This window comes from Rhodococcus sp. MSC1_016 (assembly GCF_023667485.2).
In the GTDB taxonomy this organism is placed as follows: Bacteria; Actinomycetota; Actinomycetes; order Mycobacteriales; family Mycobacteriaceae; genus Rhodococcus_F; species Rhodococcus_F oxybenzonivorans.
The window spans coordinates 2,221,894-2,239,286 of sequence record NZ_JAMOZI020000001.1; the positions used below are offsets into that span (position 1 = coordinate 2,221,894).

At 66.6% G+C, this 17,393-nt stretch carries 15 protein-coding genes; 4 read left to right on the forward strand and 11 right to left on the reverse strand.

Annotated elements, in window-relative coordinates; all coding sequences use genetic code 11:
* Positions 1-157 precede the first annotated feature (157 nt).
* Both L1080_RS10370 and L1080_RS10375 read right to left on the reverse strand, forming a co-directional pair.
* Positions 158-1,111 (reverse strand): M56 family metallopeptidase, encoded by a 954-nt coding sequence (locus L1080_RS10370; protein WP_250767973.1) that lies wholly within the window; start codon positions 1,109-1,111, stop codon positions 158-160.
* A 26-nt stretch (positions 1,112-1,137) separates the two neighbouring features.
* The gene (locus tag L1080_RS10375) at positions 1,138-1,551 is read right to left on the reverse strand and encodes a BlaI/MecI/CopY family transcriptional regulator (RefSeq protein WP_109330087.1); all 414 of its coding nucleotides are present in this window, start codon (positions 1,549-1,551) and stop codon (positions 1,138-1,140) included.
* A gap of 195 nt (positions 1,552-1,746) precedes the next feature.
* Between L1080_RS10375 and L1080_RS10380 the strand changes: the two genes are divergently transcribed.
* On the forward strand, positions 1,747-4,344 hold the full coding sequence (locus L1080_RS10380) for a bifunctional lysylphosphatidylglycerol flippase/synthetase MprF (protein ID WP_250767976.1): 2,598 nt from the start codon (positions 1,747-1,749) through the stop codon (positions 4,342-4,344).
* Here L1080_RS10380 and L1080_RS10385 read toward each other — a convergent pair whose 3' ends face one another.
* Genes L1080_RS10385 through L1080_RS10395 form a run of 3 tightly spaced genes read right to left on the reverse strand, consistent with a single transcriptional unit; the run spans position 4,345 to position 7,747 of the window.
* On the reverse strand, positions 4,345-5,178 hold the full coding sequence (locus tag L1080_RS10385; protein WP_109330083.1) for an ABC transporter ATP-binding protein: 834 nt from the start codon (positions 5,176-5,178) through the stop codon (positions 4,345-4,347).
* Entirely contained in the window at positions 5,175-6,281 is a 1,107-nt protein-coding gene (locus L1080_RS10390; protein WP_159922482.1) for a FecCD family ABC transporter permease, read from the reverse strand. The genes L1080_RS10385 and L1080_RS10390 overlap by 4 nt, the downstream gene beginning before the upstream one ends.
* Positions 6,278-7,747: a FecCD family ABC transporter permease gene (locus L1080_RS10395; RefSeq protein ID WP_159922480.1), complete on the reverse strand. Its 1,470-nt coding sequence runs from the start codon at positions 7,745-7,747 to the stop codon at positions 6,278-6,280. The genes L1080_RS10390 and L1080_RS10395 overlap by 4 nt, the downstream gene beginning before the upstream one ends.
* A 204-nt stretch (positions 7,748-7,951) precedes the next feature.
* Between L1080_RS10395 and L1080_RS10400 the strand changes: the two genes are divergently transcribed.
* The 3 genes from L1080_RS10400 (at position 7,952) to L1080_RS10410 (ending at position 10,698) form a co-directional block, all read left to right on the forward strand.
* Entirely contained in the window at positions 7,952-8,665 is a 714-nt protein-coding gene (locus tag L1080_RS10400) for a hypothetical protein (RefSeq protein ID WP_159922478.1), read from the forward strand.
* Positions 8,666-8,930: 265 nt separating this feature from the next.
* Entirely contained in the window at positions 8,931-9,392 is a 462-nt protein-coding gene (locus tag L1080_RS10405) for a PaaI family thioesterase (RefSeq protein ID WP_159922476.1), read from the forward strand.
* A 115-nt stretch (positions 9,393-9,507) separates the two neighbouring features.
* Positions 9,508-10,698, forward strand: coding sequence for a sugar ABC transporter substrate-binding protein (locus L1080_RS10410; RefSeq protein ID WP_250767980.1), 1,191 nt, complete (start codon positions 9,508-9,510; stop codon positions 10,696-10,698).
* 6 nt (positions 10,699-10,704) lie between these two features.
* Here L1080_RS10410 and L1080_RS10415 read toward each other — a convergent pair whose 3' ends face one another.
* From L1080_RS10415 to L1080_RS10440, 6 genes are all read right to left on the reverse strand, one after another.
* Entirely contained in the window at positions 10,705-12,915 is a 2,211-nt protein-coding gene (locus L1080_RS10415) for an outer membrane protein assembly factor BamB family protein (protein WP_308202114.1), read from the reverse strand.
* Positions 12,916-13,215: 300 nt separating this feature from the next.
* Positions 13,216-14,613 carry an NAD(P)/FAD-dependent oxidoreductase gene (locus L1080_RS10420; RefSeq protein WP_159922470.1) on the reverse strand — a complete coding sequence of 466 codons (1,398 nt, stop codon included), beginning with the start codon at positions 14,611-14,613 and terminating at the stop codon, positions 13,216-13,218.
* Positions 14,614-14,787: 174 nt separating this feature from the next.
* Positions 14,788-14,958 (reverse strand): adenylate cyclase, encoded by a 171-nt coding sequence (locus tag L1080_RS10425; RefSeq protein WP_250767983.1) that lies wholly within the window; start codon positions 14,956-14,958, stop codon positions 14,788-14,790.
* Between the two features lie 13 nt (positions 14,959-14,971).
* The gene (locus L1080_RS10430) at positions 14,972-15,772 is read right to left on the reverse strand and encodes a helix-turn-helix domain-containing protein (protein WP_250767986.1); all 801 of its coding nucleotides are present in this window, start codon (positions 15,770-15,772) and stop codon (positions 14,972-14,974) included.
* 61 nt (positions 15,773-15,833) lie between these two features.
* The gene (locus tag L1080_RS10435; protein ID WP_250767988.1) at positions 15,834-16,658 is read right to left on the reverse strand and encodes an MBL fold metallo-hydrolase; all 825 of its coding nucleotides are present in this window, start codon (positions 16,656-16,658) and stop codon (positions 15,834-15,836) included.
* A gap of 373 nt (positions 16,659-17,031) precedes the next feature.
* The gene (locus L1080_RS10440; RefSeq protein ID WP_250767991.1) at positions 17,032-17,238 is read right to left on the reverse strand and encodes a hypothetical protein; all 207 of its coding nucleotides are present in this window, start codon (positions 17,236-17,238) and stop codon (positions 17,032-17,034) included.
* Positions 17,239-17,393 lie beyond the last annotated feature (155 nt).

The window sequence follows — 17,393 nt, forward strand, 5'->3', positions numbered from 1 at the left end:
CGAGCCAGGGCACATGTCACCTGGTCAATCCATTCGCGGAAGTGCGGGGAATTGGGCTGTGTGCCGTTTCAGTGTTGATGGGCCGCAGTGGCGACCGTGAACCAGTGTACGGGACGGGCGCCCGGATACCGAACCGGCGGAGTTGTGACGTGAGTGACTACGCCGCCGAGAACAGGCGGCCCAGTTCGGTGAGCCAGGGAACGGCCACCGCGACCGTCGGAACCACCAGGATGGCCACCGACGCCGTGTAGGCGGCGATGGCGACCGGCACGGCCGATTCGGAGGAGGCGAGTCGCTGCACCCTCAGCAGCGTGCTCGGACCGCCCGCAGCCATCGCGCCCTTCGGCGCCGTGGAGCCGGAGCAGGCGACGAGCGCACGAGCGAGGGCTGTCGGCCCGGTGGCACGCACCGCCGAATCATCGGCGAGCATCTCGACGAGCAACTGCACGGAGCCGAGGGCGGACTTGCTGCGGACCACGGTGGGAAACGCGGCGTTGACCGCGGTGAACGCTTCGAGGACCAGGTCGTGGCGGGCGCGCAGATGCGAACGTTCGTGGGTGAGGATCGCGGTGATCTCGGCGTCGTCGAGATTGGCGAACGTGCCCTGGCTCAACACGACCCGCTGACGCAGGCCGGGCAGGCAGTACGCGATGGGTTCGGTGACGTCGAGGATTCTCAGGTCAGGTGTACGGGCCAGCGGGGACGTCGAGTCACATCGGTCCAGCAGATCGACGAGCATGCGGTGCCGGGCACGTCGGCGCCGGGTGCGGAACCCCACCTGAACCACCGCGAACATCAGCTTGGCGCCGACCAGCAGGGTGAGGGCGAACACCACCACGTACAGCAGCCAGAGGGGAAGGCCGAGCGCGTCGATCTCTTCCACCGGCGCGGTGGTGGGCCGTCCGTCCGGACCGGGCACGAGGAGCTGGCTGGCTATCGCGAGGCCGGAACTGAAGGCGGACAGGACGGCGGCGAGGGCGATCGCCTGCCACAGCACGAGCGCTGCCCGCGGAGCCCGGTGCGGCCACCGGGCACGGCTGAGCAACGCAGGAACCGGTCCTGCGAGAAGAAGGGCGAGTATGCCGAATACCAGCGCGGTGGTGGCGTCCATGTCCCACTCATCATGCATGACGAACGTCAGACGGCGCGAACGGTTCCCGTCTCGTTGCCGTCGCCGGAGCGTTCCTTGGCTTCGAGCGCAGCCAGTGCCTCCCGGAGAGCGTCCGCCTCGTCCGCACCGACCTGGCCGACGAAGTGCACGAGGGCTGCGGCCCGGCTGCCGGACTTGTCGGCCTGCTGCAGGGCGTCGACCATGAGGCTGGCGACCAGTTCTTCGCGCTGATGCACGGGCAGGTACCGGTGGGCGCGATCATCGCGCTGCTGGATGACGAGGTGTTTCTTCGCCAGTCGCTGCAGCACGGTCATGACGGTGGTGTAGGCGAGTTCGCGACGCTCTGCCAGAGCTTCGTGCACCTGCCGCACCGTCTGCGGTTCCGAAGTGGACCACAGGTGATCCATCACTGCGCGTTCGAGTTCGCCGAGTCCAGCCATGGTCCGATTCTACGGATACAACGACGCGGATGCGTACTACTAGTAGTAGTAAAACCGCGCGAAGTCGTGTGGTAATGGTCATAGCGCGAACAGGTGGTTTACGGTCGGTGGACGGCCACCGGCCGTCGACTTCGGCGGCTGTGTCGCGGGGCGGGCTTTCGTTCTCGACATCGCGGGAGAGTGGGGACCTGGCGGATGAGTATCGACGGCAATGCAGTCACTGGGGACAGTGCGGCGGCGAAGGTCAGCGGGGCACCGGGTCGGGTAGCGGAATGGGTGCGCTTCGGCGTGGCCGGCGCACCGGTCAGCATCGCCCTCCTGGTTGCGATCTGGCTGGTGGCGTTCGCGACCTCGAGTGTGATCGGCGGACCCTCCCACGCGTTGTCGCAGCACGTGGCCCTCGGCATCCGGGCGTTCGAGCACGGATGGGTCTGGACTCTGCTGTCGGCGGGGCTGTGGGGCGACGACATCCTCGCGTATCTGACCACCACCGTTCTCGTCTTCCTGGCCGCGGCGCCATTGGAGCGCCGGATGGGTTCGGCGCGGTTCGCCCTGGCGGCCGTGGTGACACAAGTGGTCGGTGGGCTGCTCGCGCTGGCGGTCGCCGCCGTCGCGAAGGTTGTGGACGCGGACTGGGGTTTCCGGCTCCATGTAGGTATGGCGGTCGGGCCCAGCACCTGGATCATCGGTGCGGCCATGGTGGCGAGTTCCGACATGGGCACCCTGTGGCGCCGTCGAATCCGGGTCGGCGTGCTCGCCTTCACCATCACGTTGGCCCTGTTCAGCGGATCCCTGCAGGACGTGGTCCGGCTCGCCGCCGCTGTCGTGGGCCTGGTCGCCGGACCCTGGATCGTCGGCCGCTCGGCGCGGGGCGAGCGGATCGCCGGCACCCAGCGAGAGGGCCGGGTCCTGGTTGCCATCGTGGTGGCCGCCAGCGCCGTCGGACCGATGATCGCAGCGCTCTCGGCGGAAGCGGTCGGACCCCTGGCCGTGCTGCGAGATCTGTTCCGGGGAATTCCGTACACCGCCACCGAGGTTCGCGACCTCTGCGAGGTGAACGCCGCCGACCCCGAATGCCGCCGCGGGTTACTGGAACTGCGACTGTCCGGGGTCGGGCCGACACTGCTCAGTCTCATGCCGTCGCTGTTTTTGCTCACCCTCAGCGACGGACTGCGGCGCGGCCGACGCTTCGCCTGGGTCGGGGCGGTGGTCGCGCAGGTGGTCCTGCTGGTGCTGTCCCTGCTCAACTTCGCGGTCCGGTTCATCGGCTCGTTCGAGGAGGAATCGCTGTTCTACGGGCTGGCGGACCCCAACCTGTATCGAACGCTGGTGCCGTTCCTGACCCCGTTGGTGATCCTGATCGTCCTCCTCGCCACCCGGCGATTCTTCGACGTCACCGCCCCCGCCGGAACCTACCGCCGCCTCGCTGTCACGCTGGCGGCGGTGACGGTCGGGCTCGCCGTCCTCTACGTCGTCGGCGGCCTGTGGGCCCGGAACGGTTTCGATCATCGGCCCTCCGCCACCACCCTGCTCGCCAATTTCCCGGAGCGCCTGATTCCACCCGTCTATCTGCAGTGGCTCGACCCCCGCCTGCTACCGGTCAACGTTCCCGCGACCCTGCTGTACGAATGGACCGGGGTGGTGTTCTGGCTGACGGCGTGCGGACTGGTGGCGGCCACCTTCCTGCGCCCGGCGCTCGGTGCGGACTCGGACGCCGCCGCCCGCGCGCGGGCCCTGCTGAAGTCGGGGAGCGGCAGTCCGTTGTCCTGGATGACCACGTGGCGGGGAAACAACTACTGGTTCGCCCCCGACGACACCAGCTACGTCGCGTACCGCGTCATCGCCGGGGTCGCATTGACCACGGGGGATCCGGTCGGCCCCCCGGAACGGCTACGGGACACCGTCACCGGGTTCGCCGAATTCGCCTCCGCCAACGGGTGGATTCCCTGCTTCTACTCGGTGACCTCCGCCGTGCGCGCCGTCACCGACGACCTCGGCTGGAGTGGCATCCAAGTCGCGGAGGAGACGGTGCTCGACCTCGGCACCATCGCCTTCACGGGCAAACGCTTCCAGGACATCCGCACCGCCCTGAACAAGGCGAAAAAGTCGGGCATCACCGCCGAATGGGTCAGCTTCCCCAGCGCCCCGTTGTCGATCACCGATCAAATCACGGCGATATCCGAAGAATGGGTGGCCGACAAGGGGATGCCCGAAATGGGATTCACCCTCGGCGGCCTCGACGAGGTCGACGACCCCGAGGTGCGCTGCCTGATCGCCGTCGACAGCGACCGCACCGTGCACGGGGTCACCTCGTGGCTGCCGGTGTACCGGGAGGGGAAGGTGGTGGGCTGGACCCTCGACTTCATGCGCCGCCGCTCCGAGGGATTCCGGCCGGCAATGGAGTTCCTCATCGCGTCTGCCGCGCTGAAACTCGAAGTGGAAGGAGCCGAATTCCTCAGCCTGTCCGGCGCGCCACTCGCGAAGGTCGAACAACCCGACCGCGACGCGGACGCCGCGGAACAGGCCGAATCGTCGAGTCTGTCCACCGTCATGGACAGCGTGCTCGATCTCCTCGGGCGCACCCTCGAACCGGTGTACGGGTTCCGATCGCTTCTGGCATTCAAGTCGAAGTTCCAGCCCCGCTACGTGGCCATGCACATGACCTTCGCGGACCCGGCCGCCTTGCCGAGCATCGGAAACGCCGTCGGACGGGCATACCTGCCCACCGTGTCTCTGGGGCAGGGCGTGCGTTTGGTGCGCACCATGATCGGTGGTCGCCGACCCGGGCGCTGACTACGCCCGCTCCGGGCCGCCCACCGCGCCGTACACGTGGCGGGTGCCGATCGGCACCACCAGCGGACGGTCGGACACGGGGTCGCCGATCACCGCCGCTTCGAGCCCGAACACCTCGAGGAGGAGTTCGGCAGAGATGATGTCCTTCGGTGCGCCGGCGGCGACGACCTTGCCGTCACGCATCACGATCAGCTGGTCGCTGTAGCGGATCGCCAGGTTGAGGTCGTGCAGCACCATTACGACGGTGCGGCCCATCTCCTCGTGCATCCGGTCCACCAAGTCGAGCACCTCGATCGAATGCGCCAGATCCAGGTAGGTGGTGGGCTCGTCGAGCAGCAGAATGTCGGTGCCCTGCGCCAACGCCATGGAAATCCAGGCGCGTTGGCGTTGCCCACCGGACAGCTGGTCGACGGGGCGGTCGGCCAGTTCGGAGACTCCGGTCAACGCAAGCGCCTCCGCGACCTCGCCTTCGTCGTCGGACGACCACTGCCGAATCCACGACTGATGCGGATGCCGTCCGCGGGCCACGAGGTCGGCGACGGTGAGCCCCTCCGGCGCAATCGGCGCCTGGGGGAGCATCCCGAGGATGCGGGCGACATCCTTGGTGCGGAGCGAACCGATCGCCTTGCCGTCGAGGACCACCGAACCGGACCGAGGTTTCAGGAGCCGGCCGAGCGCCCGCAGCAAGGTGGACTTTCCGCACCCGTTGGGGCCGATCACGGTGGTGATCACCCCGGTCTTCACCTCGAGATTCAGGTTCTCGACGATGATGCGGTCGCCGTATCCCAGGCTCAGGTCCTCGGCACTCAGCCGAGAGTCGGTCTGCACGGTCATGCCGAAACCTTCCGATTGTTGCGAACCAACAGGTAGAGCAGGAACGGCCCACCGAGGGCCGAGGTGACGATACCGACCGGCAACTCGACCGGCAGGATCGTCCGCGCGATCACATCGCTGCCGACCACGAGCACCGCACCCGTCAACGCGGACGCGATGAGGGGTGGCCCGGCCGACCGCACCAACCGCAGCGCCACCTGCGGGGCGGCGAGTGCGACGAACCCGACCGGGCCTGCCGCCGCTGTCGCGATTCCGGCGAGGGCCACCGCCATGAGCAGTAACCGGGCCTGCGACCACTGCAGTCGCACGCCCAGCGACACGGCATTGTCGTCGCCGAGGCGCAGCGCACCCATCGTGAACGAGGATCCGATCGCATAACCGCCGACGAGGACGACCGCGACCATCACCGGCCACACCTGACTCCACGACGCACCGTTCAGTGACCCGTTGAGCCACACCTGGGCGCGGGAGGCGTCGTTGATGTCCGCGGAGATGAGAAGCCACCCGGTGACGGCGATGAGCATGGCGTTGATGCCGATTCCGATGAGGATCAGCCGGTAGCCCTCGACCCCGCCGCGCCACGCCAGGAGATAGATGGTCAGCGCGGTCAGGAGTGCACCGCACAACGCGGCCAGAGGGATTCCGAGGGTGGCGAGGAGCCCGACGAAGCTGCCGCCTCCGCCGAGGACGATGAGGGCGACGGCGGCCGCACTCGCACCCGAGGTGATCCCGAGAATGTCGGGGCTGGCCAGCGCGTTGCGGGCGATCGACTGGGTCAGCGCGCCGGCGAGTCCGAGGGCCATGCCGATGAACACCCCGGTCAGCGACCGCGGCAGTCGTAAATCCATGACGATGAAGCTCTGCGCCTTGGTGCCGCCGCCGAAGAGCACCGTGGTGACCTCGGGAATGGACAGCGGGTAGTCACCGCGGCCGATGTTCAGGCACAGCACGAGGAACAGCGTCGCGAGGAGCGCAACGTTCACCGCGATGCCGAGGGGACGCAGGACGAGGGAAAGCGGACCGAGCCGGAAAGGCGGTCGTGCCGGGACCCGGGACTTCGCCGGCGCGACCGGATCGGGGCGGGTCTGGTCGTCGACGGTCACAGGCTTGCCAGCTTTCTGCGCCGCACCAACGCAATGAAGAATGGGGCTCCGAAGACAGCCAGGACGATCCCGACCTGGAGTTCGCCGGGGCGCACGACAACACGTCCGATGACGTCCGCGGTCACCAGCATCACGCCGCCGAGGAGTCCCGCGTAGGGCACCAGCCAGCGGTAGTCGGGGCCGGTGATCGCGCGTGCCACGTGCGGAACGACGAGCCCGATGAAAGCGATCGGACCGCAGGCGGCGGTCGCTGCCCCGGTCAGCAGGGTGATCGCCACGATGCCGAGGGCGCGGCTCGCGCCGATGTTGGTGCCGAGGGAGCGGGCCACGTCTTCGCCGAGGCTCAACACATTGAGGCCCGGGGTGCTGGCGAGGGCCAGCAGCAGACCGATCACGAGGAACGGCAGCACCTGCCAGAGCACATCGAATCCGCGTCCGGCCACGGAACCGACCACCCAGAACCGGTAGGAGTCGAGGCTGGCCTGGTCGACGATGATGATCGCGTTGGTCATCGCCTGCAGGAAGAAGGCGACCGCGGCCCCGGCCAGGGCGAGGCTCAACGGGCTGGCGGCTCCGTTGCCGATCGATGACAGGCCGAACACCACCACGCTCGCGAGGAACGATCCGGCGAAGGCGAACCAGAGGTACTCACTCGGGGCGCTGAATCCGAACAGGTACATCGAGAGGACGACCAGGAACGCGGCGCCCGCGTTGAGGCCGAGAAGGCCCGCGTCCGCGAGGGGATTACGGGTGTGACCCTGGATCAGCGCACCCGCAACCCCCAGTGCCATTCCGACGACGAGGCCGAGGATCGTGCGGGGGCCACGCAACGTACGGACGATGATGTCTGCCTGGGACCCGTCCGCGTCGAACAGCGCGGAAAAGATCTCCGTGAACGAGAGGGGGCGCGCCCCGACCGCGATGCTGGCGAGCAGCACGAGCCCGAGCAAGACCACGAGGACGCCCAGTCCGATCAGCCGGCGGCGGCGGATCGCGGCGACGGACCCGTCCTTCTCGCGGGCCACGAATCCCTCGTCGTCCGCTGTACGGTCGCGGACCACCTCGGTACCGGACCGCTGAACCAGGCGCCGCAACGAGCGCTTCGGGCCGATCGCGCCGAGGCTCGTCGCATCCCGGGTCACGAGACCGACCCACCCCTTGCCCGAGCTCTGCCCGGTGTTGCCCTCCCGAAACCCTTTGTTCCAGACCGCTAGTCCGACGGCAATTGCGACGGTTGCACCACCGAAGACGACCCGGTCTGCCTGACCGCCGCCGTTGCTGTCACTGAGCGCATCGACGAGGTACCAGCCGAGAACCAGGGGAATGGCTACCACGACCGCATCCAGGAATCCTGCGAGTGCCCGCAGGGGCAGGGGAGCCGGACCGCGCGGAATGTCGCGCTTCCCGTACTCCTCGTCGGTCGGCAGGTGCGGGAAGTCGCTGCCGAACTGTCGCGTCGTCGTCACTGCGGGAAAAGCTCCTGACGTGTGTGCACCGGAACCGAATCTGCACCGATTCAACTACTTAGGTTACGGAACCCTATCTCTGATGTTCCTCCGGGCGGTATGTCCACTTCCGGCGCGCTGCAGTGGGTGCTCTACATCACAGGAAAGCAACTCTTGTAATTTGGTTAGGCTCACCTATGTTGAGAAGGGTTCCACCCCGACCGATTGGAGTGCACGGTGACTTCTACCCTGTCTGCCCCCGCGACCGCTCTGGACGCGTCCTGCGCGCGCCTTCGCTCACTGAATCCCGACTATCCGCGCATGTATGCCGTCGCATCGATGGCCGACGAGGGAAAACGGCGGTGGTGGTCGCTCGCAGACGATCTGGACGGTGACCGCGTTCCGCGTATGTGGGCCCGCTCCCTCGAAGACGTTCCGGACCCCGACGTCGCCGCGATGCAGGTCGCCACCTCGCTCATCCACGCCGTGGTCGGGCGAGTCACCGCGCTCGTCGTCCTCGAAGGGCGCGCCTGGGACCCGGGCCTCGAGAATCTGTGGATTCACATGGACAGCGACGGCGGCATCGATTGGGCGGGGCTCGCCGACGACACGATGCGGGTTCTACCCGACGATCCGTGGGCCGGCACGCGGGGCACGGTGACAGTGCCGTGCGAACGAGCACTCCTGGTCTGGACCGTTCACCGGTGCCTCACATCGCTACACGCGATTTTCGACGCGATCGCGCGGTGCACGCCGATCGACGCCTCCCGCTTCTGGGGTCTGGTCGGGGAAGCAGTACTCGGCGCCTCGACATACGTGCCGATCCTCGCAGGCGAGGGGGAGTCGGCCGCTCAGCGCCGCGGTCAGGGCATATTGGACGCCTTCGTGGCCGCCGGTGCGCCGGTCCGGTGGAAGACCCGGCTGACACGGATCCACTGAAGCGGTTGCGAAATTAGGGCAGCCTTGCCTATAGTCAAGGGGCCACGTCGGCAAGCACGAACATTTCGAACCGAACTGCCGGACCGTACCGGAGTCCTGAGGGCTGCAGCGACTCCCGGTCCACTCATGGCGGGCCTCACACCGAAGGGTGTGGGGCCCGCCGATCTGTTTTCGGCCCACCTGCTTCCCGCTCCCACACCGACGTCGTGTAGGCAGGAGAAACGAATGCGCTGCGACAGCGCCCAGTGATCCAATGGAGTGTGTGATGGTGGGTTCCCCCGAACGGCAGGCCACGAACGGCGACGGTCAGATCGGCACCGACGCGATGCTTCAGCGATTGGGCAAGGGATTCGATGGCGTGATCGGTCTCGAGTACACCGAACTCGGTCCGGATCGCGTGTGCGCCCAGTGGACGGTCACCCCGGACCTGCAACAGCCCGCCGGAATTCAGCACGGCGGCGTGTACTGCGCGGTCGTCGAATCGGTGGCAAGCACGGCCGGAATGATGTGGCTGGGCGGTCGGGGACACGTGGTGGGGGTCAACAACAACACCGACTTTCTCCGCGCCACACGCGACGGCACGCTGACCGCCGAGGCCAGCCCGATCCACCGCGGCCGCACCCAGCAATTGTGGGAGGTCCGGATCACCGATGAGAGCGATCGGCTGGTCTCGAAGGGTCAGGTCCGATTGGCGAACATCACGGACACCGCCTCGCTGGGCAAGTGACCGAGCTCGACTAGTCGGCTCGGTGCGGGTGGGGTCCGCCGACAACTCGCGCATCCGCCAACCGGGCAACGCCATCTCGATCGCCACGAACTGATTCGCTTGCTATCGTCGAGCCATGCCGTTCGCGAAGCGGCACCTGCCCGGACTGAGCCGCCGTGACCTGCTCAGACTAGGGGCGCTGGCGGGGTCTGGCATGGCCGGCGCCGCGCTCTCGGCGGCGTGTGCGTCGACGAACGGCAATTCGGAGACCGGCCGCCCAACATCGCCTGCGCCGCCTGAGGAACTCGGCCAATTCGATCCCTCGTTGCCAAGCGGACCGCCCACTGGACTACCCCGGCGCGCCGCTTGGGCCAGCACCGCGGCCGCAGAATTCTTCCTCGCCCTCGGCGCCGGAGTGGAAGCCGCGTCGGGGGAACGGGGATTGCAATACCTCACCGCCTTCTCTGGCGACGACCCGACGAAAAATCTCCGCCAGCTCGAAACGTTCCTTGCCCGTGGCGTCGGCGCACTGGCATTCCAACCGCTCAACGCGGTAATTCAACGGCCCATCCTCGATGCCGCCTTGCGGCAAGGCGTCTGCGTGCAAGGCATCATCACTCAGCCGAGCACGCTCCAGGTCGCCGCCAACCAGTACGACATCGGTTTCACGCAGGGCAAGGCCGCGGCGGATTTCGCGACCGCGCGCCTCCAAGGGAACGCGAAAGTGCACTACTTCAACCTGGACTCCGCCTCACCGCAGCTGCAGCTGAGGCACGCCGGCGTACTGGACGGCCTGCGGAGCGCAGGCAGTGGCTTGAGCGTGGTCAGCGATGTGGATGCGCCCGACATCTCGACCGCCAATGGTGCCGCGATCATGAGCACCGTCATCGCGGAGCAGCCCGACATCAGGATCATCCTCGGTGGTGACACCCTGGTGGTGGGCGCCTACAGGGCATTGGACCAGTCCGGCAAGCTCGCCGACGACATGTACTTCTCCGGTGTCGACGGCGACAAGGAGGCGCTGGCACTCGTCAAGAACGACGGACCCTACCGCGCCAGCATTGCGTTCCCGTGGCACCTGATGGGATACGGTCTGGGACAATTCGCCGCCGACTGGATCGAGGGCAAGCAGATCCCGCGGGTTATCGTGGCAAAACCGATCGTGCTCGATTCGCCAGGCAGCGTAGACACTTACATAGCGGACAACGCGAATCCCGCAGCGGTCTTCGCCGATCGCACGCGGTACGAACGTTACCTGCCGCTGCTCGGCAACGTCAGTTACGCCACCCGCGAGATCGTTTGGCATGAGGAGTACGTACCGAGGTAACCGCGGTCATCTCTCGACGGCGTATACCTTCCCGTTGTCATTGCCGAGGTAGACCAGATTGTCGGAGACGGTCGGCGAGGACCAGACCTGCCCGCCCATAGGAGTTTTCCACCGTACCGCGCCGTCCTGCGCGCCAAGGGCATAGAGGTAGCCGTCCCAGCTGGCGACGTACACCACGCCGTCTGCCACGGCCGGTGACGAATGAACCTGACCGCCGGTAAGGGTCTTCCAGCGGACTTCGCCGGAGCCGGCGTCGAGCGCATACACGTTCTTGTCGTAGCTGCCGACGTAAACCAGGCCCCCCGCTGCCGCCGGCGACGAATGAACCTGACCGCCGGTAAGGGTCCTCCAGCGGACTTCGCCGGAGCCGGCGTCGAGCGCATACACCGCGAAGTCCTCGTTGCCGAGGTAGACGCGTCCGTCCCCAACGGCCGGCGACGACCAGACCTGGCCCCCCACTTGGCTTGCCCAGTGCGCCGTGCCGGTGTGGGCATCCAGCGCGTACACGTACCCCTCGGTTCCGAGGTACACCACACTATCGGCGACCGCTGGGGCCGCGGCGGCGGCACCGTTGGTGCGGGTCTTCCAGCGCATCGCACCGGTGGCCGAGTCGAGCCCGTAGACGTACCAGTCGGTAGCACCGAAGTACACCGTCCCGTCGGACACCACCGGTGAAACCGGGAACGTGTCGCCCGGGTTGCCGGGTGCGGTCTTCCAGCGCTCTTCTCCCGTCTTCGCCTCGAGTGCGTAGACGTTCCCGTCCCAGCTCGCGACATAGACCAGTCCGTCGGCGAAGACCGGCGACGGCCTGACCCGGTCCCCGGTGGCAGCTGTCCAGCGCTCCACCCCGGTCGCTGCGTCCAACGCGTACACGTTGTTGTCGTAGCCGCCTATGTAGACGAGGCCGGCACCCAGGGTCGGCGCCGAGAAGATGATCACGGTGCCAGCCGAAGCAGTCCACAGCACCGCTCCGGGTCGACCGGAAAGCGTGGGAGAAGAGGACTGCCCGTCCGAGGAGGACGTGAACAACCAGATCGCGGCCCCACCGGCCACAAGCACTGCCCCTGCACCCAAACCGGCCAGGACTTCCCGGCGGCTCGGCCCGGTTCTGCCGACCAACGGTTGATCCGTCGGCGGAGATGCCGGTGTGAGCGGTGGCGGCCCCAGGCTGTCGAAGGACGGATGGCGCACTTCCGGCGACGATCCGGTCTGCAAACCTACGGGTCCCGAAGCCGGCGCTCTGGAGTGGAATTCGCTGGGCAGGTTCGCAACCTGCGTTTCGGTGTCGTCCGGTCCCGACAACATCGTCACGGATGCGGATGCGGTGGCCGAGGTGCGGTCGGACGCGAACTGGCCCGGTTCGGCCGAGAGGCTGGGTTTCAGGGCGAGCAGCTCCACACACATTTCGGCGGCACTGGAATAGCGATGGTCTGGCTCGAGGGCAAGGGCCCGCTTCAGCACGTCGTCGAAGACGGTGCCGAGCATCGGTCTCACCTCAGAAGCCGGAACGTAACGACGCTCCAGCTGCGAGGCGAGGATCTGCCACGGGTTATCACCAGGGAAGGGCAGCCGGTCGGTGAGGAGGTGATACAACATACATCCGACGGAGTACACGTCGGAGCGCGCATCGACGAGTCGGCTGTCGCGAGCCTGCTCAGGTGCCAGATAGGCGACGGTGCCGATAATGTTGCCGGTTCCCGTCAGCAGGTTACTGCAACCCCTCAGGTGCGCAATCCCGAAGTCCATCACCTTCACCGCTCCGGAATCAGTGAGCATAACGTTCGCCGGCTTCACATCTCGGTGAACAACTCCACGTTCGTGAGCGTGCTGCAGCGCACTCAGCACGTCACCCATGACGTGGACGAGGAGAGGCAGCGCAAGCGGGCCATCCGTGCGGTGACGCTGCTGCAAGGTCGTCCCCGAAACGAGTTGCATGACGAGGAAATGCGCTCGCTCGCCGCCGAGCATATCCTCACCCAGGTCGTACACATGGACGATCGCTGGGTGGTCGAAGCTGGCAACAATTCGCGCTTCCCGACGAAATCGCTCCAGGCAATTCCCCGTGGGATCCTCTTCGAGAAGTTCGGTTCGTAGCACCTTGACCGCCACCGGACGGTCCAGAACAGAGTCCCACGCGCGGTACACGCGACCCATTCCACCGATGCCGAGCACCGCGTCCAAGCGGTACCGATGTGCCAGTACTCTCGCGTCATTCATGCGCGCCTACTAGTCCGCCAGCCCGATACTGGCGCTCTCCGGGTGCTGTGGGATGCCGAAGAAATGACCTTCCAACCCGCGAGTCTAATCCGGTACAGCGGAGTGGGTCGACACTTCCGCGCGGGATCACCGGCTACCCGGCGCTCGAGGCGATCCTGCCCGAAGTCAGAACGACATCCGAAGCTGGCGGCTCGGCCAGACCATCACCGTGGATGAACCAGCGGACTATTCAGTGACACGAACGGGCGGAGGGCACCCAGTAGCCCGGTGCCCTCCGCCTGTGTTCGCTGTGGTCGGGAACTAGCCCGCGGCCTTGCGCTGCCCTGTAGCGGTCGACGGTTCGATCGAAGCCTGCTTCTCGCGCTCGTGGCGTTCCAGCTGTTCCATGGCATTGCGGGCGAACACCCACTGTTCGGTGGACGCCATCTGTGCGCGTCCACGACCGAGGAACGTCACCGTCCACGACAGCAGGGTGGACAACCGGCTGCGGAAGCCGACCAGATACATCAGGTGGATCGCCAGCCAGGCCACCCAGCCGATGAAGCCGCTGATTTCGAGCTTGCCCACCTTCGCGACGGCGCTGAACCGGGAGATCGTGGCCATGCTGCCCTTGTCGAAATACTTGAACGGCGGACGATCCTCGGGCTTGTGACCGTGTAAGCCGGCGATGATCTGCTTGGCCGCGTACTTACCGCCCTGCATGGCGACCTGTGCCAGCCCCGGCAGCTTGTCCAGCGACATCATGTCGCCGATGACGAAGACCTCGGGGTGACCCGGCACCGACAGGTCGGGGTTCACGAGCAACCGGCCTGCCCGGTCGACCTCGGCCTCGGACTGGTCGGCGATCTGCTTGCCCAGCGGGCTTGCCTGCACACCGGCAGACCACACCTTGCACTGGGACTCGATGCGCCGCTGGGTTCCGTCCTTGTCCTTCACCACGAGTCCGTCGACGTCGACGTCCGTGACCATTGCGCCCAGCTGAATCTCGATGCCGAGCCTCTCGAGCTGCTCAGCTGCCTTGCGGCTCAACTTGCCGCCATACACCGGCAGCACGTCCCCGGCGCCGTCGAGGAGAATCACTCGGGCCTCGCGCGGGTCGATGTTCCGGAAAGCGCCGGACAGAGTGCGGCGTGACAATTCGGCGATCTGCCCCGCCAACTCGACACCCGTCGGGCCCGCACCCACCACCACGAACGTGAGCAGCCGGGCGCGTTCTTCCGGATCGTGGGACAGCTCCGCCTGTTCGAAGGCGCCCAGGATGCGACCGCGCAACTCGAGCGCGTCATCGATCGTTTTCATTCCGGGCGCGAACTCGGAGAAATGGTCGTTACCGAAGTAGGACTGGCCTGCCCCCGCCGCCACGATCAGGCTGTCGTACGGAGTGATGGTGGTCCGGTCCAGGAAGCGGGACGTGATGGTCTTCGTTTCCAAGTCGATCGACTCGACATCGCCGAGCAACACCCGAGCGTTCTTCTGCTTACGCAGCACGAGCCGGGTGGCGGGCGCGATGTCGCCGACGGAGAGAATGCCGGTGGCCACCTGGTACAGCAAGGGCTGGAACAGGTGGTGAGTGGTGCGCGCAATCATGGTGATGTCGACGTCGGCCTTCTTGAGGGCCTGCGTGCCGAACAGACCACCGAAGCCGGATCCAATGACCACGACGCGATGGCGGCGTGACTCAACCGACTGGATACTCATTCCGTGCTCCTCGAATCTAGGCGACGTGTGTAACGGTAGTCGTCTTGCCCACGGGCGTCTCAGTAAGGCTTGCTTCGGACGGAATCGATCCAGAGAACCGGCCGGTGCCCGCGAACAGCGACAGGCGGGTGGTTCCCTCGCCGAGGGAACCACCCGCCTGTGCCGTTGACGCAACTACCGCGCTCGCTCGATCCGCCGCGTCGACCGCGTTTTCTCGTCGGTCGGCACGATGTAATCCGACTTGATCGAGTAGACGAACAGTGCGATGACGCCCACGACCACCACGAGAATGGTCAGCACGACCACCACGTAACCGAATCCCACACCTATTGCTGCCCAGTCCATTGGACGTACCTCCTCAGTCGCTGCTCACGCTACTGCGCAGGGTAGCCGCTGTCGTGGCGTCAGCGGGAAAGAACGATTCGATGGCGAGTTCCGCCACGGTCACGTCGAGTGGGGTGCCGAACATCGTCGTTGTGCTGAGGAAGGTCAGCTCGGCGCCGCGGTGGCGTATACGGAGCGGTACGACGAGGGAACCGGCTGGGTCATTGGCGTCCGATATACCGCCGGGGTAGCCCCTCAACTCGTCGAGCAGGTCCCGGAGCCGGTCGTCACCGGTCACCGCGATCTGGTGTGCGAGCCGATGCAGAAGATGCCCGCGCCACTGGGCTAGATCCACGATGCGCGGCGCCATCCCGCCCGGATGGAGACTGAGACGCAGCACGTTGACCGGCGGTTCCAGCAACGACGACGCACAGCCGTCCGTCAAGATCGCCGCCGCGTCATTGGCGTCGACCATGTTCCAGTGCCGGTCCACGACCACCGCCGGATACGGCGAATGCGCGGTGAGAATCTTCTCGATCGCGTCCGCAATCGACGCCATCGACACATCCGACAGGCGGTGCTCGGGGAACTCCGGAGCGAATCCGCCCGCGAGCAGCAGTTCGTTCCGCTCGCGCAGGGGAATGTCCAGATGCTCACTCAGCCGCAGCAGCATCACCCGCGTCGGCTTGGATCGCCCGGTCTCCATGAAGCTGACGTGCCGCGCCGAGACCTCTGCCCGATTCGCCAGCTCCAGCTGACTCAACCGGCGGCGTTCCCGCCAGGTTCGCAAGTGGATGCCGACGTGCGAAGTATGCCGATCGTCCAGGGTCGTCATGCAGGCCAGCCTAGGGTGGCGGGGTGGTCGCGGCCATTACCTCCGACGTCATGAGGGGCGGTCACGTTAGGTCGTCGAACTCGCCATTCACCCAGGCACAGTGGCGGGTGGCCGAGTACTCGAGCGCCGCCCGACCATCGGTGTCGATGGAATTGTCGAAATTGCCGATGATGCGGTCGAATTCGAGCTGGGACAGCTGGTCGGCGATCCTCCTGACCACGGCGGCCGAGAGTGGCAGTCGGTTGGGATACGAGCGTAGAAACGACACCGTGCGGCGGTCCGGATTGGGGAAGACACCGTCCCCGGTAAGTAGAACACCCTTCCCGTCCGCGCCGTCGCGCCAATGCGCCACGGCACTACCCGGGAAGTGCCCACCGATCTGATGCAACGTCAGCCCCGGCGCGACCTCGTGGGTGCCGGACCAGAACTCGATCGGGCCGTCGGTGCGCGCCAGCCATGCACGATCTGCGTCGGCCACGAGGATCGGAACATTTCCGAGTGCCTCCGACCACTGGGATTGGACGCCGAACATGTGCGGATGACTCGCCGCGACCGCGAGTACGGGCCCGTGGGCGGCCACAGCCTTGACCGCGGACGGGTCGATATGGCCGATCGGATCCCACAGCAGCGATCCGGCCGGGGTGCTCAGCACCAGAGACTGCTGGCCGATCGCGACCTTCGGTTCCACCGACAGTCCGCGCAGCCCGGGTTCGAGTTCGCGCTCGACAATGCGGTGACCGGAACGCGTGAGGTCCTCAGCGGTCGTCCACTCCTGACCACCCAGCGGTATGTACTGGCGTTCGTCCGCACAGATTGCGCATTCGTCGGGAAGGGGCGTTGTGGGGTCCTGTTCGACGCCGCACGTGGCGCAGAGATGAAATAACACCCCTCGATCATGCATCCTCATAGCTCACCGAGTTGCTGTAATCCTGCGGTGACCGCCGTCGCGCAGGACTGTGCCGACTCGGTGAGCAGCAGCGCTCCGCTCGGCGAGGTTGACCGAGCGGTGGCCGGCCTCACACCTTCGCGCGCCCGGGAGTGCGGGAATACTTGGGGGACCGGCGGGGTTGAATAGGCCGGCGGTGTTCGACCCAATGCCCCGGGTACCACATCAATATTGTCGCTGCGAGCGACCACTTGCCGAGAGGCGCACTGGCGGGCACCGTCGCCCGAGAAGCCGCCGACACCATGGTGTCGGCGGCTTTTTCTCTGCAGGTCGTTCGGGCGACGGGACCGGCCCTCGAGACGCGGTCGACACCCTACTTCGACGAAACCCAGATGCAGACGCCATCCGGGAAACACACCCACTGGCCGGGGATTTCGACGTTCTGGCTGGGGGAGACGGTGCTGGGCCCGGATCCGGGCGAGGCAGGCTTGGCGGAGGCGAATCCGGCGGCGCCGGTCAGTGAGATCGCGAGCGCGGCGAGGGCGGCAACGGTGGCGCGGGCTGTCGTCGTTCGGATCATGCTGCTCCTTGATTGTTGGCGGCCTGTGTGCCGCTACTAGAAGCTTGCGCCATCCCCGACACAGGAAATAGGCACCGCAGGGTGCTGGTCGGCCACCCTCCGGTATCGCATGCGCCGTCTCTCGCCACGAGCCGCCTGGTCGATTGCACCGCCGA